The organism is Vibrio ziniensis (genome assembly GCF_011064285.1).
Lineage (GTDB): Bacteria > Pseudomonadota > Gammaproteobacteria > Enterobacterales > Vibrionaceae > Vibrio > Vibrio ziniensis.
The window spans coordinates 279,263-296,208 of sequence record NZ_CP049331.1; the positions used below are offsets into that span (position 1 = coordinate 279,263).

Annotated in this window: 16 protein-coding genes; 9 read left to right on the forward strand and 7 right to left on the reverse strand. The window is 44.2% G+C overall.

What is annotated here, in order from left to right; all coding sequences use genetic code 11:
- Positions 1-181: 181 nt before the first annotated feature.
- The gene (gene tnpA, locus G5S32_RS01235; protein ID WP_165310119.1) at positions 182-643 is read left to right on the forward strand and encodes an IS200/IS605 family transposase; all 462 of its coding nucleotides are present in this window, start codon (positions 182-184) and stop codon (positions 641-643) included.
- Positions 644-764: 121 nt separating this feature from the next.
- Here the strand turns inward: tnpA and G5S32_RS01240 are convergent, their stop codons facing one another.
- Positions 765-2,042 carry an NAD(P)/FAD-dependent oxidoreductase gene (locus G5S32_RS01240; RefSeq protein WP_165310120.1) on the reverse strand — a complete coding sequence of 426 codons (1,278 nt, stop codon included), beginning with the start codon at positions 2,040-2,042 and terminating at the stop codon, positions 765-767.
- A gap of 192 nt (positions 2,043-2,234) precedes the next feature.
- Here G5S32_RS01240 and G5S32_RS01245 point away from each other — a divergent pair, with 192 nt between their 5' ends.
- From G5S32_RS01245 to G5S32_RS01265, 5 genes are all read left to right on the forward strand, one after another.
- Positions 2,235-2,813 (forward strand): aminodeoxychorismate/anthranilate synthase component II, encoded by a 579-nt coding sequence (locus G5S32_RS01245; RefSeq protein ID WP_165310121.1) that lies wholly within the window; start codon positions 2,235-2,237, stop codon positions 2,811-2,813.
- A gap of 501 nt (positions 2,814-3,314) precedes the next feature.
- Positions 3,315-4,526, forward strand: coding sequence for an aspartate aminotransferase family protein (locus G5S32_RS01250; RefSeq protein WP_165310122.1), 1,212 nt, complete (start codon positions 3,315-3,317; stop codon positions 4,524-4,526).
- An 85-nt stretch (positions 4,527-4,611) separates the two neighbouring features.
- Positions 4,612-5,631, forward strand: coding sequence for an arginine N-succinyltransferase (gene astA / locus G5S32_RS01255; RefSeq protein WP_165310123.1), 1,020 nt, complete (start codon positions 4,612-4,614; stop codon positions 5,629-5,631).
- A gap of 20 nt (positions 5,632-5,651) precedes the next feature.
- Positions 5,652-7,127: a succinylglutamate-semialdehyde dehydrogenase gene (astD, locus tag G5S32_RS01260; protein ID WP_165310124.1), complete on the forward strand. Its 1,476-nt coding sequence runs from the start codon at positions 5,652-5,654 to the stop codon at positions 7,125-7,127.
- Between the two features lie 135 nt (positions 7,128-7,262).
- Positions 7,263-8,057: a DUF1338 domain-containing protein gene (locus G5S32_RS01265; protein WP_165310125.1), complete on the forward strand. Its 795-nt coding sequence runs from the start codon at positions 7,263-7,265 to the stop codon at positions 8,055-8,057.
- A 205-nt stretch (positions 8,058-8,262) separates the two neighbouring features.
- On the opposite strand, the gene crp is transcribed toward G5S32_RS01265, so the two are convergent.
- From crp to G5S32_RS01295, 6 genes are all read right to left on the reverse strand, one after another.
- Positions 8,263-8,895, reverse strand: a complete 633-nt coding sequence (gene crp, locus G5S32_RS01270) for a cAMP-activated global transcriptional regulator CRP (RefSeq protein WP_004728582.1) — start codon at positions 8,893-8,895, stop codon at positions 8,263-8,265.
- A 240-nt stretch (positions 8,896-9,135) separates the two neighbouring features.
- Positions 9,136-10,005, reverse strand: coding sequence for a phosphoribulokinase (locus tag G5S32_RS01275; protein WP_165310126.1), 870 nt, complete (start codon positions 10,003-10,005; stop codon positions 9,136-9,138).
- A gap of 95 nt (positions 10,006-10,100) precedes the next feature.
- Complete coding sequence (locus G5S32_RS01280; protein WP_165310127.1) at positions 10,101-10,310, reverse strand: YheU family protein; 210 nt, start codon at positions 10,308-10,310, stop codon at positions 10,101-10,103.
- A gap of 106 nt (positions 10,311-10,416) precedes the next feature.
- On the reverse strand, positions 10,417-11,397 hold the full coding sequence (locus tag G5S32_RS01285; RefSeq protein ID WP_165310128.1) for a hydrolase: 981 nt from the start codon (positions 11,395-11,397) through the stop codon (positions 10,417-10,419).
- 120 nt (positions 11,398-11,517) lie between these two features.
- Positions 11,518-11,988, reverse strand: coding sequence for a TIGR02444 family protein (locus tag G5S32_RS01290; RefSeq protein ID WP_165310129.1), 471 nt, complete (start codon positions 11,986-11,988; stop codon positions 11,518-11,520).
- Positions 11,985-13,907: an ABC transporter ATP-binding protein gene (locus G5S32_RS01295; protein ID WP_165310130.1), complete on the reverse strand. Its 1,923-nt coding sequence runs from the start codon at positions 13,905-13,907 to the stop codon at positions 11,985-11,987. Before G5S32_RS01295 ends, G5S32_RS01290 begins: the two co-directional genes overlap by 4 nt.
- Before the next feature lie 276 nt (positions 13,908-14,183).
- Between G5S32_RS01295 and kefG the strand changes: the two genes are divergently transcribed.
- The 3 genes from kefG (at position 14,184) to G5S32_RS01310 (ending at position 16,865) form a co-directional block, all read left to right on the forward strand.
- Positions 14,184-14,762 carry a glutathione-regulated potassium-efflux system ancillary protein KefG gene (gene kefG / locus G5S32_RS01300; RefSeq protein WP_165310131.1) on the forward strand — a complete coding sequence of 193 codons (579 nt, stop codon included), beginning with the start codon at positions 14,184-14,186 and terminating at the stop codon, positions 14,760-14,762.
- On the forward strand, positions 14,755-16,560 hold the full coding sequence (gene kefB, locus G5S32_RS01305) for a glutathione-regulated potassium-efflux system protein KefB (RefSeq protein ID WP_165310132.1): 1,806 nt from the start codon (positions 14,755-14,757) through the stop codon (positions 16,558-16,560). Before kefG ends, kefB begins: the two co-directional genes overlap by 8 nt.
- Before the next feature lie 104 nt (positions 16,561-16,664).
- On the forward strand, positions 16,665-16,865 hold the full coding sequence (locus G5S32_RS01310) for a YheV family putative zinc ribbon protein (RefSeq protein WP_165310133.1): 201 nt from the start codon (positions 16,665-16,667) through the stop codon (positions 16,863-16,865).
- Positions 16,866-16,946: the final 81 nt, after the last annotated feature.

Sequence of the window (16,946 nt, forward strand, 5' to 3'; positions counted from 1 at the left end):
AATAAACACGTAAGGCCAGCATTTGCTGGCCTTTGTTTTGTATAGAGAAAACCCCCAGCTAGGCTGGGGGTTCCGTAAAGCTTACAGCTATAAATCAGTTATATAACCCCTTTCAATTTGATAAAAACGTCTTGTGGTCTGGCAACTACAAGAGTTAATTAAGAATTGAAAGGGGGTCCCAATGGGGGACGAAAAGAGCTTAGCGCACACGCGCTGGAACTGTAAATACCACATAGTCTTTGCACCGAAATATAGAAGACAAGTGTTCTACGGAGAAAAACGTAGAGCAATAGGTGAAATATTGAGGAAACTATGTGAATGGAAAAATGTGAACATTCTTGAAGCGGAATGTTGCTCGGATCATATCCACATGCTTTTAGAAATACCGCCCAAAATGAGTGTTTCAGCGTTTATGGGGTATTTGAAAGGTAAAAGTAGCCTAATGCTTTATGAACGATTCGGGGATTTGAAGTTTAAATATCGGAATCGTGAGTTTTGGTGCCGAGGTTATTATGTAGATACGGTAGGTAAGAATACGAGCAAGATACAGAATTACATAAAGCACCAACTAGAGCAGGATAAAATGGGAGAGCAATTGTCGCTCCCGTATTCAGGTAGCCCGTTTGCGGGCCGCAGGAAATAGTCATATGCAAATGTCAGATCACTACGCGCCTGCTAGGGCGCTGCCAGTAGGAGAGCCTTATAGGCGCATATGAAAAACCACCGGCTATGCCGGTGGATACTTTTTTTTATCTGTTGTTTTGCTATTGCTCTTTAGTTCGGGTAATTCCAGCCGCCTTGAGAATGTATTTCTCGTAGATGGGTTCGCTGGTGCCTTTTTTCACTTTATAGAGGAAGTATTTCTCATAGGCTATCTTCGCGATATGTACCCATTGTCCCATGGACGTCCAGTTGGTATTGCGTGGTGGGTTCTGTGGTAGAGCAATAAATGCAGCCCCTTTATCGCCCATGTCGGCCAAGCAAAGTGCATTCAGTGTCGGTTTAGTATGCATTTCTTCGCCTTTTTCTAGGCTAAGAATGTTCTCTACGATGGCAGTGGTCATCGATTCAATCATGAAGCCTGTCTTCGGCGCGCCGACAGGGACTGGCGTTTCTTCTAATGGTGGGATCGCAACGCATACGCCTGCCGCAAATATTTCCGGATAAATAGGGCTGCGTTGGAACTGGTCAGTAATCACGAAGCCTTTGGGATTACAAAGCTCAGGAACAGCAGCTATAGCTGGAGATCCTTTAAATGGAGGTAAGAACATCGCCATCGAGAAGGGAAGATGATGGTCAAAATCCACTTCACCTTTACGATTTAGTTCCTCGATATGCGCCATACCTGATTCAAACTCTTTGACCCGAGAGTTACATATCCATTTTATTCCGCGTTCACGAAACTCGTGTTCCATTAATGCTTTTGAGTCCCCGACACCACCTAACCCCATATGACCAATATAAGGTTCACTGGTGACAAAAGTAATTGGTATTTTGTCTCTAACTTTGAGCTTACGAAGATGTGTCTCTAGCGAGAGAACGTATTCATAAGCAGGGCCGAAACAGCTTGCTCCTTGCATTGCTCCTACAAGAACAGGGCCAGGTTTTTTCACTAACTCTTGTAGCGCCTCGTAAGACTTCACGGCGTGATCGACAGTACAGATTGAGTTGGTATAACCGTTGTCTGGGCCGGAACCCGTTATCGCTTCAAAAGCGAGTTTTGGACCGGTACAAATGGCTAAATAGTCATAGTTGTATTCGTTACCGTCCCCGGTCGTTATCCGTTTTTCTTTGGCAAATATTTCAGCAACGCCAGAGGTATTAAAGGGAATGTGAAATTTTTCGACGTAAGGGCTCAAGTCGAGTACGACCTGTTCTTTGGTTCTTTCTCCTAATGCTACCCAAGGGTTGGATGGAATGAAGTGAAATTCTGGGCTTTCATTAATAATCATCACTTCATGGTCTTTAGGCAGTTTTTGTCTTAATTCATAAACGATAGACATACCGCCTAAACCGGCTCCAATAACGATTGTCCTTTTCATGCTCTCATCCTCGTTTGTTTATTAGTTTTATCTAAATTAATAGTAGCTAATTAATCTTGAGCGCGAGAGGGTTGTTTAAAAAATGTGCACTGAGAGAGGTTGCTGATGTAACGCAGGTAAACTTATTGATTGAATCTTAGCAATGGATTCGTAGAATGCGGGTGGTTTTCATTGCAATAGAGATTTTAGCTTATGCTACTCATCATAGATAACTACGACTCTTTTACTTATAACTTGTACCAGTACTTTTGCGAGCTGGGTGCACAAGTCAAAGTGGTGCGTAATGATGAGATTTCATTAGAGCAAATTGAAGCATTGGCGCCTTCCCATCTTGTTATCTCTCCCGGACCTTGTACGCCCAATGAAGCAGGTATATCTCTAGCTGCAATTCAACATTTTGCTGGAAAATTGCCTATTCTCGGTGTTTGTCTCGGACACCAAGCCATAGCCCAAGTTTTTGGTGGGGAAGTCGTTCGAGCACGCCAAGTCATGCATGGAAAAACATCGCCAATTAAACACAATGGCAAGAGTGTTTTCGCAGGTTTGAATAATCCCCTCACTGTGACTCGTTACCATTCTTTGGTAGTGAGGACTGACTCTTTACCAGACTGTTTTGAGTTGACCGCATGGACTGAGTTACCTGATGGCTGCTTGGATGAAATTATGGGCTATCAACATAAGAGTCTACCGATTGATGCGGTTCAGTTTCATCCTGAGTCAATTAAAACAGAACAAGGACATGAACTGCTAGCTAACTTCCTGCGTCGTTAAAGTATTTATCAAAAGTCACTAATAAGCGATCGGATGTAAAGCCTAATTTCCAGTTCTAATTACTGTATAACTAGTACTAACGGAGTAATTACCACTGTGGTTGTGATTTTCTGTAGTAAATCGATGAAATTTTCCTGACGGCGATCACTATTCTTCACTTTCCTAATGTCAAATGTAAGATTTGTCTCTGGTGAAATTTTATTCGTGATACTTGATCCAGATTTCACCGAATACCTTATTCCTTATAGGGTTCTGCCAATTATTTTGTGATGAAACGTAGAAATTACTTCATAAAAGCATTGGCTTGTTGCATAAATACTCAACAGTAGTGTCATTTATTAGCCTGACAAAGGCTGAAAAAGGATAATTCACTATTGAAATGGTTAATATTTTGTAAATACAATGCTGCACTAACTAAAATGCAATACAAAATATCAAGGTTATATTTTTGTAGTTAGGTCGACGATCTACAAAGCATGCGGTATTAAAAAGGGACGAGCAATGACAACTGAAATTAATGTAGAACGCGGTCTGTTTGACGAGGTAATGGTACCTTGTTACAACCCAATGGAATTCATCCCAGTAAAGGGACAAGGCTCTCGAGTATGGGACCAACAAGGAAATGAGTACATTGACTTTGCTGGTGGTATTGCCGTGAGTTGTTTAGGTCATTGTCACCCTGCGATGGTTAAAGCGTTAACTGAGCAAGGCAACAAGCTTTGGCATCTAAGTAACGTAATGACAAACGAACCAGCACTTCGTTTAGCGAAGAAACTGACTGAAATCAGCTTTGCAGAAAAAGTATTTTTCTCAAACTCTGGTGCAGAAGCAAACGAAGCAGCACTGAAGCTTGCTCGCCGCTATGCAGCAGATGAATTCGGTCCAGAAAAGTCTGAAATCATTGCATTCAAACAAGGTTTCCACGGTCGTACTTTCTTTACTGTAACTGTTGGTGGTCAAGCTGCTTACTCAGATGGTTTTGGTCCAAAACCGGGTGACATTACTCACCTTGAGTACAACAACGTTGAAGCACTACGTTCACATATCTCTGACCGCACTTGTGCTGTGATGATCGAACCACTTCAAGGTGAAGGCGGTATCGTATCTCCAACGCCAGAGTTCATCCAAACAGTTCGCGAACTTTGTGATAAACACAACGCGCTATTGATCTTTGATGAAGTTCAAACAGGTAACGGTCGTACTGGTCACTTCTTCGCATATCAAGGTCTAGGTATTACTCCTGATATTCTAAGCACAGCTAAATCTCTTGGCGGTGGTTTCCCTATCGGTGCAATGCTTACCACAACTAAGCTTGCAGAGCACTTCAAACCAGGTACTCACGGTTCTACATATGGCGGTAACCCGCTAGCATGTGCGGTTGCAGAAGCGGTAGTGGACATCATTAGCCAACCTGAAACTCTGGCTGGTGTGCTTGAACGTGAAGCGTTATTCCGTGCAGGTCTAGAGAAGATCAATGCTAAGTACAACTTGTTCTCTGAAGTTCGTGGTAAAGGTCTGCTGATCGGCGCTGCGCTAAACGAAGAGTGGCAAGGCCGTGCTCGCGACATTCTTGTTGCAGCAGGTAAGCAAGGTCTAATGATTCTAATGGCGGGTGCCAACGTAGTTCGTATGACCCCATCATTAGTAATCGAAAAAGAAGAAATTGAAGAAGGCTTAGCGCGTTTGGATAAAGCCATCGCATCGCTAGTGTAAAAACTAAGCTATAAGGCTCACCGATTAGAGTGAGCCTAAAAGGGCCTAATGATTAGGCCCTAAATGCATCTGGAGGGAAGTATTGATGCTAGTTGTACGCCCAATTGCCATATCAGATTATGAGGCGTTGCACACATGTGCGGTTGAATCTGGTCATGGTTTCACTTCATTACCGGTTAACGAAGAGCTGTTAACCAACCGAATCAAACACTCTGAATACAGTTTTACTAAGCCTAACGTCACCTCGCCATCGGACGAAGGTTATCTTATGGTGGGTTTCGATTCAGAAACGGGTGAAGTGGCTGGGACCACGGGAATTGAAGCTGCTGTGGGCTGGGATGTTCCGTTTTATTCTTATCACATCAGCACCATAGTGCATTCATCACCAAAGTTGAATGTAAACAATGTGGTTAAGCTACTGACGTTTGGCAATAACTACACAGGTTGTTCAGAAATCTGCACATTGTTTTTGCGCCCTGAATTTCGCCAAGGTCTAAACGGCAAACTGATGTCGAAATGCCGATTCTTGATGATGGCTGAACATCCACATCGATTCTCTAAGACTATTTTTGCTGAGATGCGTGGCGTCTCGGATGAGAATGGCAATTCACCGTTTTGGCAGTGGCTACAAGAACACTTCTTCTCAATTGACTTCACCATGGCTGACTATCTGACAGGGATAGGCAAGAAAGGCTTTATTGCGGACTTAATGCCTAAATTGCCAATCTATATCAACTTGCTTAGTAAAGAAGCGCAAGCTGTGATTGGTCAGGTGCATCACAAAACTCGCCCTGCTCTAAAATTGCTTGAGAAAGAAGGGTTCACTTGTCGCAACTATGTCGACATTTTTGATGCGGGTCCAAGCGTAGAGTGCGATATCCATAACATAGACTCAGTACGCAACTCCGTCCGTGTCAAAGTCATTGTTGCGGAGCACTCTAGCTCACAAGACTTTTTAATGTGTAATTCGTCGTTTGAAAATTTCCGAGCGACCGCCGCAAAAGCAGCATTTAACCGTGAAGACGGCAGCGCAATTATCTCGCCAAAAGTGGCCAAAGCCCTAAAGGTTGATAATGGCGACTTTATTCGAATTTTGGCTCAGTAAAAGAATCTAAGGAACACATCATGGCTCAGTGGGTAGCAGGACAACAGTGGATCGCAGGACAGTGGTTAGAAGGTAAAGGTGAAACCGTTTCTTCTTTAAGCCCGTATAACGATGAGGTCATTTGGCAAGGTCAAGGTGCAACACAAGAGCAAGTTGAAGACGCCGTTGCTTCTGCTCGCAGTGCATTTGTTAGCTGGAAAAAACTGCCTTTCGCCGAGCGTGAAAAGGTTGTACTTGCTTTTGCCGAAAAGATTAAAGAGAACAGTGAGCAAATTGCAGAAGTTATCGCAAAAGAGACGGGTAAACCGATTTGGGAAACTCGCACTGAAGCTGCAGCGATGGCGGGCAAAATTGCTATCTCTATCCGTGCGTACCATGACCGCACTGGTGAAACCGTGCGTGAAGCGGCGGGTAACCAAATTGTATTGCGTCACCGTCCTCTAGGCGTTATGGCGGTATTTGGTCCTTACAACTTCCCTGGTCATTTGCCAAATGGTCATATTGTTCCTGCGCTACTAGCGGGTAACACAGTGGTATTTAAGCCTTCTGAGCAAACTCCATGGACTGCTGAAGTAACGATGAAACTTTGGCAAGCGGCTGGTCTGCCAGCAGGTGTTATTAACCTTGTACAAGGTGGTAAAGAAACCGGTATCGCTCTAGCTCAATCAAAAGGTATTGATGGTCTACTGTTTACTGGGAGTGCCAATACGGGTCATATCCTACATCGCCAATTTGCGGGTCAACCAGACAAGATGCTCGCTCTCGAAATGGGCGGCAATAACCCAATGGTGATTTCTGAACAGTTTGGTGACCTAAGCGCGACGGTTTATACAATCATACAATCTGCATTTATCAGTGCCGGTCAACGTTGTACTTGTGCACGTCGTCTATACATCCCTGTGGGGGCGAAAGGTGATGAGTTGGTTGCTCGCTTAGTAGAAGCAACGAAGAAGCTTCGTATGGATCAACCATTTGCTGAGCCAGCACCGTTCATGGGTCCACAAATCTCTAAAGCGGCGGCAGACTTTATTTTGAATGCACAAGCTCACCTTCAATCTCTGGGCGGTAAGAGCCTTGTTGAAGCGCAAAGTAAAGGTGCTGCTTTTGTATCACCGGGCATCATTGATGTTACGCCAATCGCCCAACTACCTGACGAAGAATACTTCGGCCCATTACTGCAATTGGTGCGTTACGAAACACTAGAGCAAGCAGTAGAACTGGCGAACGATACTCGTTTTGGTCTGTCTGCTGGTCTTGTGACTACCGACGATGCCGAGTGGGAATACTTCGTAGACCACATTCGTGCAGGTATCGTTAACCGCAACCGTCAGCTAACAGGTGCGAGTGGCGATGCTCCATTTGGTGGCCCTGGGGCTTCAGGTAACCTACGTCCAAGCGCATTCTACGCAGCGGATTATTGTGCATACCCAATGGCGTCAATGGAAGGTTCTGCAACCGAGCTTCCTGCGACACTAAGCCCAGGTGTAGAGCTATAACAAAATTATTCAGGCTTCACGAAAGGTGAAGCCTGTTTACTAATAACGTCAGAATAAATAATCACTTAATAGTACTTGGCTTAAATAAGCTTTTTCCAATCCAATACGTCGTGTTCATGCAGCCAAGGAGGCACTATGACGCCAGAAGTTCTGTTTCAATCACTGTGGAATGACTACATTACTCGCCTTTGTCCTTCAGCCGATAAAGTTCATAGCTTGCTAGAAGAAGATGAAGCGCTAATCAATGACCATATTGCACTACGAACCTTCAATGTTGCGCCTCTTGGTCTAGAAACGTTAGCAAAGCCTTTCTTAGCTCTCGGCTATAAAGCGGTTGGTGACTATGTTTTTGAAAGCAAAAAGCTGGTCGCTAAACACTATGAGCATCCAGATCCGCTTCAGCCAAAAGTATTTATCAGTGAGCTGAAAGTAGAAGAGTGTTCACCACAGTTACAAGAGATTGTTGCCAAATTGGTTGCGAAGGTAGATGTAACAAAGCTCGAAGGCGATGCATTCCTTTACGGTGGTCGCTTATGGGATATTAGCTTTGCTGATTATCAAGTGCTAGCGCAAGAGAGTGAATACGCCTCTTGGTTAGCGGCTCATGGCTATGGTGCGAATCACTTCACGGTTAACGTTAATCAGCTCAAGGCATTTACTGAAGTGAAACAGGTGAATGATCATCTGCGCAATGCTGGCTTCACCATCAATGAGTCTGGCGGTGAAGTCAAAGGAACTCCTGAGGTTCTACTTGAGCAGTCTTCAACCATGGCAGATAAGGTATCCGTAACCTTCAGTGACAGCACTGAAACGGTTCCTGGTGGTTTCTACGAGTTTGCTAAGCGTTATCCAATGGCGAATGGAGAGCTTTATACAGGCTTTGTTGCGGCATCTGCAGATAAGATTTTTGAAAGTACCGATAGTAAATAGAACTGGATAATTTTCCTCCATTTCGAAAGGAGAAGAGTAATACCATTCTAGATAAAAATGATCAGATTGAGCATCGACGCCCATTCACTGATCAAGAAATTTTCCAGAATGGTATAGAGACCTGTGACTGAGAGACAGTAGAAAAAGGCAGAATAAAAAAGCCACCGCAAGGGTGGCTTTTGAATTTTTGTAATAGCGTTAACTATTAGCGAGTTCCGTAGACAACGATAGTCTTACCGTGAGCTGAAATTAGGTTCTGCTCTTCAAGCATCTTCAGAATTCGACCAACTGTCTCACGTGAACAGCCAACGATTTGGCCGATCTCTTGACGAGTAATCTTGATCTGCATACCGTCTGGGTGAGTCATTGCATCAGGTTGTTTCGCTAGGTTAAGTAGCGTCTGAGCAATACGGCCTGTTACGTCTAGGAACGCAAGGTCACCAACTTTCTGGCTTGTTACTTGTAGACGGCGAGCCATCTGACCTGAAAGACGCATCAAAATATCTGGGTTTACTTGGATAAGCTGACGGAATTTCTTAAATGAAATTTCCGCAACTTCACATGGAGACTTAGCACGAACCCATGCTGTACGCTCTTGACCTTCTTCAAACAAGCCAAGTTCACCGATGAAATCACCTTGGTTTAGGTAAGAAAGGATCATTTCCTTTCCTTCTTCATCTTTAATCAGTACCGCAACAGAACCTTTAACAATGTAGTACAAAGTTTCTGCTTTCTCGCCCGCATGAATTAGCGTGCTTTTTGAAGGGTACTTATGAATGTGACAATGTGAAAGAAACCACTCTAATGTTGGGTCGGTTTGAGGTTTACCTAGAACCATAATATCTCACTTCCTCTGCAGGGTACGCTTGCTGCTATCCATATTTAGCAAAGCTTAAAATAGGATTACTAGAATAAGAGGACTTTATGGTCGCTGCAAGCTATCTTATGTTTCGGTTAAGAATAGTATCCTTTTTCGGCAACTTTTTCTTGATTTTAATCGTGTCACTGCCGCGATTTTGTACGCAAAAATGTGCACATGGTCACGGTATCGAAACTAAACTCTAAAACAGTGTTTCGATTAGCCAATTTTCCCTGTCTCAATGAGTTGTTGTAGGATTGGTCTTACTATTAATTCCATAGCAAAACTCATTTTTCCACCTGGCACAACAATGGTATTGTGACGAGACATAAATGATCCATCTATCATTGCCAGTAAATATGGGAAATCGACATTTTTAATGCCTCGTAGGCGAATGACTACAAAACTTTCGTCCAGACTAGGGATACCTTTGGCATTAAGTGGGTTAGAGGTATCAACAGTGGGGACTCGCTGGAAGTTGATGTGGGTGCGTGAAAACTGCGGCGTAATGTAGTTCAAATAGTCGTCCATTGAACGAACGATGGAATCCATGACCGCTTCGCGAGAATGACCTCTGTCGCGTGTATCTCGAACGTATTTCTGAATCCACTCAAGGTTGACAATGGGCACCATGCCTATCAAGAAATCGACGTGCTGAGCTACATTGACTTCGCCGTCTACCACGCCACCGTGTAGACCTTCATAGAACAGTACATCGGTATTGGTTGGCAGGTCTTGCCAAGGCGTAAACGTACCGGGCATTTGATTATAGGGAACCGCTTCATCGAAGGTATGCAAGTAGCGTCGAATTTGACCTGTTCCGGCTTTACCGTATTGGCGGAAAAATTCGCTTAAAGTAGCAAAATCGTTCGCTTCTGGGCCGAAATAACTAATATGGCGACCCTGTTCACGGGCTTTACGAATTTCAATGTCCATTTCAGGGCGAGTGAAGCGGTGAAAGCTATCACCTTCAACCCAAGCGGGTTTGACACTCATCATATTGAACATTTTGCGGAATGCTTCTGACGTTGTAGTAGTGCCTGCACCTGATGAACCAGTTACGGCAATAATTGGGTGTTTTGCTGACATGACTAACCTTGTCCATAAATCCTAAGATAAGGCGCTGAAACATTGTCATCGCCCAAGCTGCAGCCACTATACCATGGAATTTCAGTTGTCACTGATTATCGATTAGTAACTTTGATATCAACACTTTCGTGTAACTCTGAATAAACGATAACCGCTTCACCACTCCTTAATAGGGCTTTTATTTGGTCTACTTTGTGCTTCAAAGAGATCTCAACTTCGCCGTAATCAGTCCCTTCTCTGAGCACAAACTCGCTGATGAGATTGTCTAACGTTTCGGGTGCAATTTCTTGCCAAGGTACGATCATAATTTACTCGTAAATCTAAATTGTATTGTTGCTGACTATAAAGAGTACGTTAGCTTATTACTTATTTACAGGTCTGCTATAACGCTTTATTGATCATGATGAAGGGTCATACTTCAATATCTTTTAAGCTTGCATAGTAAGCAGGTAATGCTTTTTCTAACCAAAATTCTGGTTTTAAAATACTTCCGGACACGAAACCGACGTGCCCACCTTGCTCAAATAAACGATAGTCGATGTTGTCAGGCAGGATAAATTTGGGAATCACAGCATCGTTCATAAATGGGTCATCTTTGGCATGAATGATCTGAGTCGGGACTTTGATTTGCTGTAGCTTATTGATGCCAGAGCACTTCTCATAATAGTCTTGTGAGTCCTTAAATCCATGCAGTGGTGCAGTAATTAAATCGTCGAAGTCGCTCAGGTGAGTGACACGTTTAATGCTTTGATAGGAAAGCCCTAATTCACCTTTGAGCAGATGGTGCTTTTTCATTGCGCTGTTTTTTAGTGAAGAGACCAGATAGCGGCGATAAACTTTGGAAAATCCGTGCTCAATGCGCTGAGCGCAAGCGGCTAAATCCAAAGGCGCAGAGACTACTGTCGCAGCAGTAACTATAGGGTCTTGGTTATAATCAGCCAAATAGTTGACTAACATATTACCGCCTAATGAAATACCTGTTGCGATAATGGTGCGATTTGGGAAATGTTCTCTCAGATATTCCAGAACAAAGCGAGCATCTTCTACTTCACCTGAATGGTATGCACGAGCCAGATTATTAGGCTTACCGCTACAGCCGCGAAAGTGCATCATGACCGATAACCAGCCATCTTGGGCGAACGCCTGCATTAATCCATTAGCATAAGGACTGTAAAAACATCCTTCCAGGCCATGAAATAAAATGAAGATAGGCTTTTTAGATGCACTTTCGTTATGCGCGTCTTCGCTCCATGCAAGATCGAGAAAATCACCGTCTGGCGTATCTAATGTTTGCCAAATAGGTTCGAATAACGCTTTCTTACGAATAAAGCGTGGAACTAATGTTTGTAGATGCGGGTTCTTCAAGCCTGTAGCGGCAACAAATTGGGTCATTGTCCAACCATCAAATGGATATAGTTATCTTTGCTTATCTAATTCTGCAGCGTGGGCTACTGCAACTTCAAGTGGTCTTGTTTATATTGAGTATATACGCAATTAAACAAGCGGGAATGTTCAGCGCTTTGGAGCGGGTTTGGCGAACTGCTGGGCAAGGTTTTCTGCGCCAAGTTGTCGACAGTAACGCTGTGTCAGAGGGGCATCTTCATTATTAATCAAGGTAAGACTATTAATGCAATCCACTAAATCTGACTGCTGCTGTTTTTCTAACTGGAGTTCAAACTGCAGTGCTTCACGATACAAGGTATCAGGCAGTGTTTTTTTTAGTTTGCGGCGCAATTCTCTGTAGCTATGCAGCAGTGTTTCTGAGCGACTGATACATTCGCTCACTGTTTGCCAATCTTGCTCAAAAAAGGCAACTTGCTGCTCATCAAGCCATTTGAGCAGCAGAAGCAAATTTACATTGCCGTTGAAATGGTTTTGCAGGTGTAAGCACGCCTCTTTAACTTCTCGAACGCTGTAGTACTGCAAACTGAATTGCCATAGTCGCTCCAACGTAAGTGAAATTCTGACGTGCTCTTGGCTCATTGACTGTTGAACTCCTGTTCCATTTCTTCCAGCGTCTCTTGCTCGCTCATCCAGTCCATCTCGATCTCTTCGAGTTCGCTCTTGGCTTGGGCTTGGATTGCGAGAACTTGGTTAAGTTTAGCTTTGTTTTCTGCATCATACAGTGAGGACTCCGATAATTGTTGTTCAGAGTCTGCGATAATTTCGTTCAACTTATCCATTTTCGCTTCGAGTTGTGTCAGCTTTTTGCGAATTGGTGCAGTAAGCTTACGCAGTTCCGCTTCACGGCGTTTTTGATCTTTCTTCGCAGCAGCACTGTTAGCGTTGTCTTTGGGCGCAACTTGAGCTTGTTGCTCTTTGCGTTCTGCTTTTTGTTGCTCCTGAAGCCATTTGTAGTAATCGGTTAAATCACCGTCAAACGGTGCGACTTGGCGATCATGGACCAGATACAAATCATCGGTTGTTGCACGCAATAGGTATCGGTCATGGCTGACGATAACCATGGCACCTTCAAAACTTTGTAGCGCAAGAGTTAGCGCTTGGCGCATGTCCAAATCAAGGTGGTTGGTTGGTTCATCGAGTAAGAGCAGGTTTGGTTTTTGCCACACAATCAGAGCCAACACTAGGCGAGCTTTTTCACCGCCGGAGAATGGACCGATTTTTTCCAGTGCTTTATCGCCATTAAAGCCAAAACTACCCAGATAATTACGCAGTTCTAATTCGTTTTTCTCTGGTGCGATTTGCATCATATGCTGCAAAGGTGTCTCTTCAGGATGAAGCGTTTCAAGTTGGTGCTGAGCGAAGTAGCCGATCTTCACACCTTGCGAATAAGTCAGATCGCCACCTTGCGGTGACAACTCATTGGATAGCAGTTTAATTAAGGTTGATTTACCAGCACCGTTACGACCAAGCAGACCGATACGGCTACCCGGAACCAAATTAAGGCGAATCTTCTCTAGGATAAGGTTATCGCCGTATCCTGCGCTTACATCATCCATCATCAGAATTGGGTTCGGAAGCGCTGAAGGCTCGCGAAATTCAAAGCTGAATGGGTTATCAAACTGAGCCGGCAGCACCTTCTCCATTCTTTCCAGAGCTTTAATACGACTTTGAGCCTGACGAGCTTTAGAGGCTTTGTAGCGGAAGCGGTCGATGTAGCTCTGCATGTGGCTCATCTGCTTTTGCTGCTTCTGATACATGGCTTGTTGCTGCAACATTTTCTGCGCTCGTTGGTTTTCAAACGATGAGTAGTTACCTGTGTACTCGTTGAGCTTTTGGTTTTCGATGTGAATGATGCGATTGATGATCGGATCGAGGAAATCACGGTCGTGAGAAATCAGAATCAGGGTTCCCGGATAGCTTTGTAACCAGCGCTCTAACCACATAACGGCATCTAAATCTAAGTGGTTGGTTGGTTCGTCGAGAAGAAGTAAATCTGAACGGCAGATCAGAGCTTGAGCAAGGTTGAGGCGCATGCGCCAACCACCAGAAAATTGAGTGAGGTTCCATGACATTTGCTCTTGGCTAAAACCGAGACCATCAAGTAGTTCAGATGCACGAGCGCGGATGCTGTAACCGCCAATTGTTTCGATTTTTCCGTGTAGCTCGGCAACAAGAGTGCCGTTATCGGCATGCTCTGCATCAGTGAGTTGACGCTCTAAATCGCGATATTCTCGGTCACCATCGATGACGTATTCCAAAGCACTTCGCTCTAACGCCAGTGTTTCTTGTGCCACCCAAGCCAGCTCCCATTGAGCTGGCTTGCTGAATGAGCCTGCATCAATAGACAGCTCGTCTTTTAAAAGAGCAAAAAGGGTTGATTTGCCGCAACCGTTTTTGCCCACTAAACCCACTTTGTCACCTGGGTTTATGGTTGCTGATGCTTGGTCTAGCAGCGGCTTTCCGCCACGTAGTAACTGGATGTCCGAGAAGATAATCATAAATTTGTATTAGCTATTAGAAAGAGTTGCCGTTGAGATATCGCCCAGAATAGTAGGGGCAACGAGGATAAATGTCGATCATTATGCAATTTACGTTATGATGCTTATGCCCTTCCTACTTGAAGGTGCAGCGGTGTTGGCTACGTTCGTTCACCCCAATTACATAGTTATCTATGCTCATGGGGACTCACTGACTTGCCGCCTACCTGCAACTCCAAGTAGTTTGGGTATCGCAACAGTTACCAATTTGATAACGTTACGGAGTGCAGTCAAGGAATGACAAAAGATACGTCGTCTGCTTCACAAAAGCCTAAAGTCTTAGTGATTTATGCTCATCCTGAGCCACATCACTCTATCGCTAACCAAGTGATGATCAAAAAGATCTCATCACTTGAACATGTCTCCATTCTTGATCTTTATGCGACTTATCCAGACTTCTTCATTGACGTCCAAGCTGAGCGCCAACGCTTACTCGAACACGATGTGATTGTTTTTCAACATCCACTGTATATGTATTCGTGTCCGGCACTGCTAAAAGAGTGGATGGATAGGATATTAGCGAAAGGGTTTGCTTTCGGTAATAAAAGTGAGCTGCAGGGCAAAGTCTGGCGTAGTGTGATAACCACTGGTGGTAATGTCGATGCCTTTGGTGAAAAGGGTTATAACCGTTATCCGCTGAAAGAGATTTTGCAACCCTTTGAACTGACTGCGGCGTTGTGTCGTATGCAGTGGATGGAACCTTTGGTGTTGTATTGGTCGCGCAATGTCAGTGATGTTGAACGTTATCAGCATGCAGAAGCCTATCGACAATGGCTAAACGACCCACTTGCTGAGCAAGGAGAGCATCATGGCTGAGTTAGGCAGCGATTTCCTGCAAAGTACGGCGGTATTTCTTACCGCAGCCGTTGTGGCAGTGCCTTTGGCGCAAAGGGCTGGGTTAGGTTCTGTTCTTGGATATTTGTTAGCTGGCGTGATAATTGGGCCTTGGGGATTAGGTTTAATCAGCGATGTTGAAGCGATTATGCACTTTGCAGAATTTGGCGTAGTGCTATTGCTCTTTCTGATTGGCTTAGAGTTGAACCCAAGAAAACTATGGCAAATGCGAGGTCCAATATTAGGCTTAGGCGGTGCTCAAGTGGTCGTCACGACCGCGGTAATTGCCAGTATCACCTCGCTAATGGGAATCGGTTGGCAAAGCAGTTTAGTGATTGGTATGGGCTTGGCTCTTTCCTCTACAGCTATAGCACTGCGAGTCATTGAAGAGCGAGGGTTATCTCGCAGTGAAACTGGGCAATCTGGTTTTGCAGTATTGCTGTTTCAGGATATTGCGGTCATTCCAATGCTGGCAATGTTACCAGTATTGGCGGGAAACACTGGGGGAAGCTGGCTTGATGTGGTTTGGATGCTGTGTGGCATCGTCGGTTTGCTGGTCGGCGGTCATTTCCTCTTAAGTCCACTGTTCCGCTATATCGTATTGAGCGGAGTGCGTGAGCTATTTACTGTAGCCGCGTTACTGTTGGTTATCGGTATTGCACTGCTGATGCAGCAATTAGGCTTGTCGATGGCGCTTGGTACTTTCTTGGCTGGGGTGTTATTAGCCGAAAGTGAATTCCGTCATGAACTTGAAATCGCGATCGAACCTTTTAAAGGTTTACTGCTTGGGCTGTTTTTTATCTCTGTTGGTATGGCGGTCGATTTAGGGTTGCTTGCTCTTGAGCCGTTAAGCATATTGTTGGCTGTGATTGGACTGGTGACTGTCAAAGGTCTACTTCTTTATGTCTTAGCTCGTTTTTCTGGTACTCGTGCAAAAGCGCGCAGTCGCATGGCGGCGATTCTAAGCCAAGGTGGTGAGTTTGCTTTTGTTATTTTCACTGCAGCAAGTAATCAAGGGTTGCTAAAATCTGAGCAAGCGGCATTCCTACTGGTTGTCGTGAGTTTATCAATGGTAACCACGCCATTATTGCTTTCCGCTCAGAGCCGTTGGTTTGCTCGTAACTTGAATACCTCCGATGACGAAGCTATTGGTTCGGATATTTTTGATAAAGAACCCAGAGTTATCATTGCAGGCTTTGGGCGTTTTGGACAAATTGTTGGTCGCTTGATGTATGCTAACAAGATCAAAATAACCGTATTGGAAAGTGATGCAAGCCAAATAAAATTACTACGTAAATACGGATATAAAGTATTCTATGGTGATGCTACCCAGCTTGAGTTGTTGCGAGCCGCTGGTGCAGATGAAGCTGAAGCTATTGTGATCTGTACCGATGCTCCTGATGAGGTAGTGAAAATAGTCGAGCTTTGTAAACATCACTTTCCGAAGTTGAAAATACTGGCTCGCGCCCGAAGTCGTGTTGAAGCTTACCAACTAATGAATCATGGGGTGGAGCGGTACTCTCGTGAGACCTTTTTAGGCGCGTTGGATCTCGGTCGACAAACGCTTATCTCATTGGGCATGCATCCTTATGAAGCGAAAAGAGCAGAGGCACATTTCCGTAAGCTCGATATGTCGATGCTCAAAGAGCTGCTACCTCAGCATAATGAAGGTAAACAGCTTAATTTGAGAGCCAAAGAAGCCCGTAAAGAGCTCGAAGAAATTTTTGGTCGCGAGATGGATGGAGACAGACAATCTCGTAGCTATTGGGAAAAAGATTAAAGCAGTCATTCACTTAGAAACGATATTGCAGTTAGAAACGATAGTTCAGTTAGAAGAAAGAATTCAGTTAGAAACTGAGTCGTAAAGTAGTAGGAAGTCCAAACGTGAACATAAAAAAACGCTTTATTGCAGGGGCAAGTTGTCCAAGTTGTAAAGCTCAAGATACTCTGCGCTGGTGGATAGAGAACAATATAGAGCTGGTAGAATGCGTTGAATGTGATTATTCAGAACAGCGTAAACCGAAATCTGTAGAGAAAAGTGAACACGGGCAAGAACAAATGATCGGCATTTTTAAGCCGGAATAATTGAGTTTCTGCTCACGATCCCCATAATATCCATCGTTAGATTATTTTTAGACATGACTTAATGTGTCTAGAAGCACCAAA